We start from the raw sequence: 9470 nt of genomic DNA, 5'->3' as shown, positions 1-9470 counted from the left end.
TTGGGAGGGCTCGGAATGACGCGAGCGGCAAGCTTGTAGACGAGCTCAGGGTCGGGTGCGGTCAGGTGCAGGGTGAACCGCCCGGTGGCGTCGTCGGCGAGGACCCCTTTGGACAGGTCGCAGAGGTCGGGCGCCTTGGGGTTGTCGATGCACTCCTGCGCGCCGACAACTGACGAAAGCGCGGTCGGCGTGCCACCAAACAGGGACCGCCGGACCCCTCGGGCGAAGTCGGACGCCACCACGACCCGGCCGTCCGAGTAGCGGACACCCCGCCGAATCGTGAAGATGTAGGTCTTGCCCCCGTCGACCGGGCGGGGAATCTCGGTGGCGAGGTCGGGAACCAGGACCTCTGACGAGACCGTGCCTCCACCCCCAAAGGTCACCAAGCCGTCGTATACCGGAGTGAGCGCTTGGCCGATCTCTATGTCGTATGCGGAGGCCGGGTCGATGGTGGTGAAGGCGTCGTGGATCGCCACAGTCAATGTGCCGCCGACGTGCTCGGTGCTCGCGAAGGCGGCCGACGCCACCCATACCTCCTCGCCGACGCGTGCCACCCCGCGCGGCGAGGTGCGGACGCTGACCGTCGTCACCGAGTTCGCGGTGGGGTCGATGACGGACATCGACCCCGCGTACGCGTCGCTCACCCACACCCGGCCGTCGGCCACGACGAGCGAGGAGGGCCCGTCGCCGACCTGGATCCGCGCGACCTGACCGGTCGAGCGGTCGATCCTCGACACGGTCTGGGACAGCGCGTTCGCGACCCAGACGTCGGTCGGGGTGAGGGCCAGTGCGGCCGGTCCGGCGTCGACGGCCACGTCGGGGCCGGCTCGCTCTCCCGTGCGGGTGTCGATCTGGCTGATCGTGGCGGTCCCCTGGTTCGCCACCCACAACGTGGTTCCATCCAGAGCCAGCGCGCTAGGGCCATCCCCGGCCGGGATCGGCGGGTCGGCCTTGTCGGTCTTCGGGTCGATCCGCTGGATCGTGTTGTCACCGCTGTTGGCCACCCACACCGCCCCGGCACTGGCCACCACCGCGGCCGGCTGGTTGCCGACGGTGATCCGGTCGACGACCTTGTTGGCGGTGGCGCTGATCCGGGTCACCACCGGCGATCCGAGCGCGGCGACCCAGATGTCGTTGCCCGAGGCGGCGATGGCGTGCGGGTCTTGCCCGACGTCGGGGATCGTCTGCACGACACGCCGGGTGTCGGGGTCGACCCGGGAGACCGTGGCGTCTGCCTGGTTGACCACCCACACTGACCCCGCCGCCTCGACCAACGCACCGGGCAGCGCCCCCAACGGCACCGCGTCACCGACCAGCCCATCCGGCCCGATCACGCCGACGCTGTTCGCAGGCATCGGCGTGACGCTCCGGCTGCGGGCCGCCCACACCACACCACCCGCAACCAGACCGCAGGCCACCACGACCACCGCGCCCACCGCGACCCAACGGGAGCGCACCCAGCCGTCAAGCCACCCGAACCGCCGACCCGGTGACAGTAACGAGGACGACGACAACGCCCGCGACGCGGGCGCTGTCGTGTCCTCTTCCACGAACACGGAGCCGTCCGGCATACCCGCTTCGCCGTCCGCGGCGACGCTGTCGCCCGAGGCAGTGGGCACGCGCAGGTATGCCGGGAGTGCGGCGTCGGTGGTGTAGTCCAGGGCCGGGTCCTGTCGCAGGATCCGTTCGTGCAGGGTGCGGACCTCCTGTCCCGGTTGCACCCCCAGCTCGTCATCGAGCAGGTGCTGGACGTTCCGGTAAGCAGCCAAGGCATCCGCCTGCCGACCAGACCGGTACAAGGCCAGCATCCGCAACGCCGACAACCGCTCCCGCAGCGGATGCGCCTCTATCAACGCACCGAGCTCGGGCAGCACGGCGCCGTGGTGACCGAGCGCGAGCTCTGCAGCCGCCCAGTCCTCAGCAACCGCCAGATGGACCTCGCCCAGCCGGGTAGCCACCGGCTCGACCACCGCCAGCTCGGGCAGGTCTGACAAGACGTCGCCGCGCCACAGCCCCAACGCCGCACTCAGGTCCGCGGCCGCCTGCTGCGCGTCACCCCCCTCCAACGCCACCCGGCCCCGATGAGCCAAGTCCTCGAACCGGTCCGCATCAACCGCGTCCTGCGGCACCTCCAGCCGGTAGCCACCGCCGGCCAACGACACGATGACCTCGCCCGGAGCACCCTTGGACCGGTTCGGCTCCAACGCCGCTCGTAGGTGGAACACGTACGTCTGAACCGTCGCGACGTAACCCGGCGGAAGCCGGTCTGCCCACAGCGCGTCGGCAACTCGGTCCAGGGTCACCGGCCGGCCGCGCTCCACGACGAGCGACGCGAGGACCGCTCGCTGCTGTCGGCCACCGAGCGCGAGCACCGATCCGCCTCGGCGAACCTCGAGCGGGCCGAGGATGCCGATGCGCAAGTCGTCGTCGGTGCGTTGCGCCGTCGGCTGTCCGGTTGTCGCTGTCGCCATGGCCACCGTCTATCGAAGTGCATCCACGGTACTCGCGGGAGACCTGTAGTCCATCCCCTTTTCGCGCTTGGAGGCTTCCAAGCGCACGGGTCCAAGCGCCAACCGAGGGTCTTCCGAGCGCGAAGGGCTGAAGTGAAGGCATTCGCTACAACCACCGTCCTGGCCCAGAGCCGGACCGCACCAAGGAGTTACTCATGTCAGTTCGCACCGCAACCCGTCCGCTCGTCCTCGCCGTCTTCGCCACCGCTGCCTGGCTCGTCGCCGCCGCCGCCTCCGCCTCCGCGAGGGTGGCACCAGAACCTCCGGCGTATCAGGTGCCGGCCCAGGTCCTGGCCACCGCGCCCGCGGCAGAAGGGCTGCCCCTGCTCCAGTACGCCTTGGTCGCTGCCGTCGCGTGCCTCGTCACCCTGGCCGCCACCCTCGCGGTCCAGGCCGTACTGCGCCACACCAACGCTCAGCACGCCGTCGCCGGCGCCTGACCCGGTCTATACCAACCAACTCAGCGTCAGGAGAAGACGATGAAAACACGATGGACTGTGGTTCCTGTTCTCGCATCCTTGGGGGTTCTCGCATCCTGCGGGGTCGCGGCGTCCAGTGCAAGTGGCCCAGCGACGACGTCAGCACCTGCTGCGACCTCGTCCGTTCCGACCGTGATCGCGACGACCCTCGCGAAGTCGAAAGTCGACGACCTGAACCTGGGCGGCACTGCCTCTGACGGGCTCTGGAAGGTACTGCTGACGACCCATGGGTCCTCTGACCTCTATGTCGTCGACAACAAGTTCGCCCCACAGTCGGACTCCGGCTGGCACTCCCATCCAGGGCCGAGTCTGGTGATGGTGGTTGCTGGCACGGTGACGAACTACACCAGCGACGACCCGGCCTGCGCGCCACACGTCTATAGCAAAGGAAGCACCTTCGTCGACGCGGGCGGGAGCGACTCACACCTGCTGCGCAACGAAGGCACCGTAGCGGCGGAGACGATCGCCGTCCAGCTGCTGCCTACGGGCGCCACGCGGAAGACCCCCATGCCCGCCCCCGCCAACTGTCCCAAGGGATGACCATCCCCGCCCCACCGCACCGAGCAGGAGCTCTCCGATTTCCCGGACAGGTCCTCCGCAGGCTCTCGGCTAGCGCACTCGGTTCGCCTGGGGTCCGGCGAACTACGATGACGAGATGACCGATGTCCAGACCTCGAAGGACTTCACCCAGTACGCGCACCCCGACCGCCTCGTCTCGACGCAGTGGCTGGCCGAGCAGATCGAGGCCGGTCAGGTGGGCGCTCCGGGTGGGATCGTGCTCGTCGAGTCGGACGAGGATGTGTTGCTCTACGACACCGGCCACATCCCCGGCGCCGTCAAGGTCGACTGGCACCTCGACCTCAACGATCCGGTCACCCGCGACTTCGTCGGCAGCACGCGCTTCGCCGAGGTGATGGGCAGCCGCGGCATCGGCCGCGACACGACCGTCGTCGTCTACGGCGACAAGAGCAACTGGTGGGCGGCATACGCGCTCTGGGTGTTCAGCTTGTTCGGTCACGACGATGTCCGGCTCCTCGACGGTGGTCGGGCGAAGTGGGTCGAGGAGGGTCATGAGCTGACTCGCGTGGTGCCGGCGACGACGGCCGTCGACTACCCCGTCCTCGAGCGCGACGACGCACCGATCCGCGCGTTCAAGGACGACGTGATCGCGCACCTCGGCCAACCGCTCGTGGACGTGCGCTCCCCCGGTGAGTACTCGGGGGAGCTGTTGCACATGCCGGACTACCCGCAGGAGGGGGCCATGCGCGGCGGTCACATCCCGGGAGCGAAGTCGGTGCCCTGGGCGCGGGCCGCCAACCCCGACGGGACGTTCAAGTCCCGGCCCGAGCTCGAGCAGATCTACATCGGCGAGCAGGGCCTGTCCACCGACGACGACGTGGTCGCCTACTGCCGGATCGGCGAGCGCTCGTCGCATACCTGGTTCGTCCTCACCCACCTGCTCGGCTTCAAGAAGGTGCGCAACTACGACGGGTCGTGGACCGAGTGGGGCAACTCGGTCCGGGCCCCGATCGAGAGATAGGCGCCGGTATGCCTGCTGAGCCCGCCGAGGCCCGCCCGTTGCCCACCGCGCTCGCCGAGATCGCGGAGGACTTCGGCGTCGCCTCGGCCCAGGAGAAGCTGCAGCTGCTGCTCGAGTTCAGCGACGAGCTGCCGGCCCTGCCCGAGCGGTACGCCGGGCACGCCGAGCTGCTCGAGCGGGTCGACGAGTGCCAGTCGCCGCTGTTCCTCGTCGTCGAGGTCGGCGACGGCGCCGCGCTGGACGAGCGCCCGGTCAACCTGTTCTTCCAGGCGCCCGCAGAGTCGCCGACCACGCGTGGGTTTGCGGGGATTCTGCACGAGGGGCTAGACGGCCTGTCGGCCGCGCAGATCCTCGACGTGCCGGACGACGCGCCCTACCGGTTCGGGCTTGCTGAGGCGGTCTCCCCGCTGCGCCTACGCGGGATGGTGGCCATGCTCGGCAGGATCAAGCGTCAGGTTCGCCTCAAGACTGCCGTGTGACGAGGATGGCGGGGACTGACCCCAGCGGGTGCCGGTCGGGCGGTACCGGAGGAGGATTGGCCTACGGGACGTGGCTAGTCGACACGTCCTCAAAGAGCCAGGACACGGCTGAGACCACGGTCGACCTCCTGCATCAGACCATCGGGCACGTAGCCGACCTGACTGCGCAGGTCTGACCTGTCGAGCGTCACCACAGCGGTGACGTTCACGACAGAGTCTCGAGGTAGACCCGTTGCGGCAGCAGACAGGAACACGTTCCCTGGCATCGCTGCCAAGGCGGTGTTGGAGGTGACGACGACAACGAGCACAGTGGCGAGGCGACTCTCGTTGAAACCGTCTGCCTGAACCACCAGAACTGGTCGGCGTTTGGCCGGTCGGCTGCCGACCGTAGGGCCCAGATCTGCCCAGCAGATCATGCCCCGCTGGATCACCACTCGTAGTCGACCTGGTGCAGGAGTGCATGCGCTGCCCGACGGCTGCCGCATTGGACTCCTCCAATGGGCCACACTCCTGCAATGCCGCGTCGATCTGACGCGTCACCGAGTGTGCGTCCAGCTCGTCGAGATAACTGTCGGCTGCACGCGCGAAGAACTCCGAGCGACTCATCCCGAGCGCCTTTGCCCGACGCGATGCGCGGTCAAAGGTCTCGTCGGGGACGGAGATGGCGGTCTTCACAACGGAAGTGCAACCGGGTATGACTACGTCACCGCGCGCATGGCCGATCCGCCAACAGGGTCAGCGCGCATCTGATCATCTCCCAGACCAAGGGTGTTTTTGCCTTATGTCTGACAACCCCTCCGCGCCTCCCGACCGCCCCGCCCGTCACGACCCCGGTGGGTCAGTCGCCGATCTCGGCGCGGACGGCATACAGCTCGGGGAAGAAGGTGAGGTCGAGCGCCCGGCGCAGGAAGTCGACGCCGCTCGACCCGCCCGTCCCCCGTTTGTGCCCGATCGTCCGCTCGACGACCTTGAGGTGGCGGAACCTCCAGAGCTGCATGTTGTCCTCAAGGTCGACGAGCTCCTCGCACGTCTCGTACACACCCCAGTGCTCGGCGGGCGCGGCGTAGACATCGGCGAACACGTGCACGAGGTCGTCGTCCAGCGTGTAGGCCTGGGTCCAGTCGCGCTCCAGCAGCCGTGGCGGCACCGCGTAGCCGTGCCGGCCCAGGTAGCGCAGGAACTCGTCGTAGAAGCTCGGCTCGTGCAGCAGGGTGTCGAGCAGTGCCCTCGCCGAAGGGTCATGGTCGAAGACCCCGACCATGTCGGCGTTCTTGTTGCCGAGCAGGAACTCCACCGCGCGGTACTGCCACGACTGGAACCCGGAGCTGGTAGCGAGGAACGGTCGGATCTGCGCGTACTCGCTCGGGGTCAGCGTCGCGAGCACGGACCACTGCTCCGTCAGAATCTCCTGGATTCGCTTGATGCGCGCCAGTCGTTTCAGCATCGGGGCGAGTTGGTCGGACGCCAACAGGGTTCTGGCAGAACGAAGCTCGTGCAGCATCAGTTTGAGCCAGAGCTCAGAGGTCTGGTGCTGGATGATGAACAGCAGCTCGTCGTGCTGAGGGGGCTCGCTCCGAGGATGTTGCGCACCGAGGAGCTGGTCGAGCGCGAGGTAGTCGCCGTAGGACATGCTTGCGCCGAAGTCGCGCTGGACATCGGGCTCGATCTCGCGCCGGTTGGCGTCCACCTCGCGCTTCTTCGTCAGTCAGCCGCCCTCGTTGAACTCGTCGGGGTTCGGCCCGGTCCGGGCGTGCTTGTCCAGACCGGTGATCTGCGACACCTCGTCGTCGGTCAGCTCGAACCCGAACACGTCGAAGTTCTCGCGGATCCGGCTGGGAGTGACCGACTTCGGGATGACGACGTTGCCGAGCTGGAGGTGCCAGCGCAGGATCGCCTGAGCCGGCGTAACGCCGTGCTCGTCGGCGATCGCGACGATCGTCTCGTCGGTGAGAACGTCGCCCCCGGAGGCGAGCGGGCTCCAGGCCTCGGTGACGATCCCGTTGGCGGCATGAAAGTCGCGCAGCTTTTCCTGGACCAGGTACGGGTGCAGCTCGATCTGGTTGATGGTGGGCAGCTCACCGGTCTCGTCGCGCAGCCGCTCCAGGTGCGGGATGTGGAAGTTGCACACGCCGATCGCCTTGATCCGGCCGTCGTCACGCAACGTCTGGAACGCTTTCCAGGTCTCGACGAACGCGTCCTTCTCCGGCACCGGCCAGTGGATGAGGTAGAGGTCGAGGACGTCGATGCCGAGGCGGTCCATTGACCCCTCGAAGGCCTTGATCGTCGACGGATACCCCTGGTCGTTGTTCCAGAGCTTCGTGGTCACGAAGACGTCCTCGCGCGGGACGTCGCTGGTGCGCAGAGCCGCGCCCACGCCGCCCTCGTTCTGGTACGCGCGTGCCGTGTCGATGTGGCGATAGCCGGTCTCGAGGGCTGTCAGCACCGCCGGCGTCGCCTCCGCGTCGTCGACCTGCCAGACACCGAACCCCAGCTGGGGGATGTCGAGAGAACCGGAGGGCGTGGTGAGCGGGACGTTCGGGACGGAAGTCATGCAACCACCGTATGCCGCTCGCGACATCGACGCCGGGCGGCCCACCCCTGTCCGGACAGCCGTTAGGCTCCGGCCATGCCGATCTCGAAGGTGCTGATCGCCAACCGCGGGGAGATCGCCGTACGCATCGCCCGTGCCTGCAAGGACGCCGGCCTCGTGTCGGTCGCCGTGTACGCCGACCCGGACCGGGATGCCCTGCACGTGCGGATCGCCGACGAGTCCTACGCCCTCGGCGGCTCGACCCCCGGCGACAGCTACCTCGCAGTCGACAAGCTCCTCAGCGTGGCCGCCCGGTCCGGCGCCGATGCCGTGCACCCCGGCTATGGGTTCCTCGCCGAGAACGCGGGTTTCGCCCAGGCCGTGATCGACGCCGGTCTGACGTGGGTCGGCCCCGGGCCAGCGGCCATCGACGCGCTCGGCGACAAGGTCAAAGCCCGTCACCTCGCGACGCGAGCCGGTGCTCCACTGGTCCCCGGCACCAGCGAGCCGGCCCAGGGACCGGACGAGATCGTCGCGTTCGCGAAGGAGCACGGGCTCCCGGTGGCCATCAAGGCGGCATACGGAGGAGGTGGTCGAGGGCTGAAGGTGGCCCGCACTCTCGAGGAGATCCCCGACCTGTTCGAGTCCGCCGTCCGGGAGGCCATGACCGCATTCGGCCGCGGCGAATGCTTTGTCGAGCGGTTCCTCGACAAACCGCGCCACGTCGAAACCCAGTGTCTCGCAGACCAGCACGGCAGCGTGGTCGTGGTGTCCACCCGAGACTGCTCCCTCCAGCGCCGAAACCAGAAGCTGGTCGAGGAGGCGCCCGCACCCTTCCTCACCGACGCGCAGCACGACGAGCTGGTTCGCGCGTCCAAGGCGATCCTCAGCGAGGCGGGCTACACCGGGGCCGGGACCTGCGAGTTCCTCGTCGGCCAGGACGGTGCGATCTCGTTCCTCGAGGTCAACACCCGCCTGCAGGTCGAGCACCCAGTGAGCGAGGAGGTCACCGGAATCGACCTGGTGCGCGAGCAGTTCCGGATCGCCGACGGCGAGGCTCTGGGGTACTCCGACCCGCAGCCGCATGCCCACTCCATCGAGTTCCGGATCAACGGTGAGGACGCCGGCCGCAACTTCCTGCCGGCGCCGGGCACCGTCGCGCGCTTCAGCCCCCCTTCCGGGCCGGGAGTCCGAGTCGACTCCGGCGTGGTCGAAGGAGACGTCATCGGCGGCGCGTTCGACTCGATGCTGGCCAAGCTCATCGTGACCGGTCGGACCCGGCAGGAGGCGCTGGAGCGCTCCCGTCGCGCCCTCGCCGAGTTCGTCGTGGACGGCATGCCGACCGTGCTGCCCTTCCACCGGGCCGTCGTCACTGACCCCGCCTTCGCGCCGGCCGGGGACGCGCCGTTCACCATCCACACCAGGTGGATCGAGACGGAGTTCGACAACAGGATCGAGGCGTATGCCGGTGCCGCGGCGGGCAGTCCGGCCGACGGGGCGGAGGTCGGCCAGCGACGCACGGTCGTCGTCGAGGTGAGCGGACGCCGGCTCGAGGTGGTGCTGCCCGCCCAGCTCGGCCTCGGCGGTGCGGCGGTGGCCGGTTCAGGAGCGCGCAAGACGGCGCCGCGCCGTTCGGGAGGCGGGTCCGCGGCCGCGGCCGCTTCGGGGGACGCCCTGACCGCTCCCATGCAGGGGACCATCGTCAAGGTGTCGGTCGAGGAGGGTCAGAGCGTCGAGGTCGGTCAGACGGTCGTCGTCCTGGAGGCGATGAAGATGGAGCAGCCCATCACCGCCCACAAGGCTGGCGTCGTGACCGGGCTGAAGGCGACCATGGGCGAAACCGTGACGAGCGGCACCGTCCTAGCCGAGATCAAGGACCCCGAGGGCTAGACACGATCCGGGTGTGGTTGTTGGCGGGGCGGTGGGCATCGG

9 protein-coding genes are annotated in these 9470 nt (G+C 68.6%); 5 read left to right on the top strand and 4 right to left on the bottom strand.

Annotated features, from left to right (window positions below; translation table 11 throughout):
• A partial coding sequence (locus ABI385_RS16300; RefSeq protein ID WP_348104813.1) for a BTAD domain-containing putative transcriptional regulator occupies positions 1-2471 on the bottom strand: 2471 nt, incomplete at its 3' end.
• Positions 2472-2665: 194 nt separating this feature from the next.
• Between ABI385_RS16300 and ABI385_RS16295 the strand changes: the two genes are divergently transcribed.
• The 4 genes from ABI385_RS16295 (at position 2666) to ABI385_RS16280 (ending at position 5008) form a co-directional block, all read left to right on the top strand.
• Positions 2666-2950 carry a hypothetical protein gene (locus tag ABI385_RS16295; protein ID WP_348104812.1) on the top strand — a complete coding sequence of 95 codons (285 nt, stop codon included), beginning with the start codon at positions 2666-2668 and terminating at the stop codon, positions 2948-2950.
• 171 nt (positions 2951-3121) lie between these two features.
• On the top strand, positions 3122-3529 hold the full coding sequence (locus ABI385_RS16290) for a hypothetical protein (RefSeq protein ID WP_348104811.1): 408 nt from the start codon (positions 3122-3124) through the stop codon (positions 3527-3529).
• Positions 3530-3644: 115 nt separating this feature from the next.
• Positions 3645-4529 (top strand): sulfurtransferase, encoded by an 885-nt coding sequence (locus tag ABI385_RS16285; protein ID WP_348104810.1) that lies wholly within the window; start codon positions 3645-3647, stop codon positions 4527-4529.
• Positions 4530-4537: 8 nt separating this feature from the next.
• Positions 4538-5008, top strand: coding sequence for a SufE family protein (locus ABI385_RS16280; RefSeq protein ID WP_348104809.1), 471 nt, complete (start codon positions 4538-4540; stop codon positions 5006-5008).
• 89 nt (positions 5009-5097) lie between these two features.
• On the opposite strand, the gene ABI385_RS16275 is transcribed toward ABI385_RS16280, so the two are convergent.
• The 3 genes from ABI385_RS16275 to ABI385_RS16265 form a co-directional block, all read right to left on the bottom strand.
• Positions 5098-5424 carry a type II toxin-antitoxin system PemK/MazF family toxin gene (locus tag ABI385_RS16275; protein WP_348104814.1) on the bottom strand — a complete coding sequence of 109 codons (327 nt, stop codon included), beginning with the start codon at positions 5422-5424 and terminating at the stop codon, positions 5098-5100.
• A gap of 422 nt (positions 5425-5846) precedes the next feature.
• Complete coding sequence (locus ABI385_RS16270) at positions 5847-6695, bottom strand: tryptophan 2,3-dioxygenase family protein (protein ID WP_348104808.1); 849 nt, start codon at positions 6693-6695, stop codon at positions 5847-5849.
• Between the two features lie 18 nt (positions 6696-6713).
• Positions 6714-7559, bottom strand: coding sequence for an aldo/keto reductase (locus ABI385_RS16265; protein ID WP_348104807.1), 846 nt, complete (start codon positions 7557-7559; stop codon positions 6714-6716).
• Positions 7560-7634: 75 nt separating this feature from the next.
• Between ABI385_RS16265 and ABI385_RS16260 the strand changes: the two genes are divergently transcribed.
• On the top strand, positions 7635-9428 hold the full coding sequence (locus ABI385_RS16260) for a biotin carboxylase N-terminal domain-containing protein (protein ID WP_348104806.1): 1794 nt from the start codon (positions 7635-7637) through the stop codon (positions 9426-9428).
• Positions 9429-9470 lie beyond the last annotated feature (42 nt).

Source organism: Lapillicoccus sp. (genome assembly GCF_039935575.1).
Classification (GTDB): domain Bacteria; phylum Actinomycetota; class Actinomycetes; order Actinomycetales; family Dermatophilaceae; genus Lapillicoccus.
This window is presented reverse-complemented; position numbering and strand designations above follow the sequence as displayed.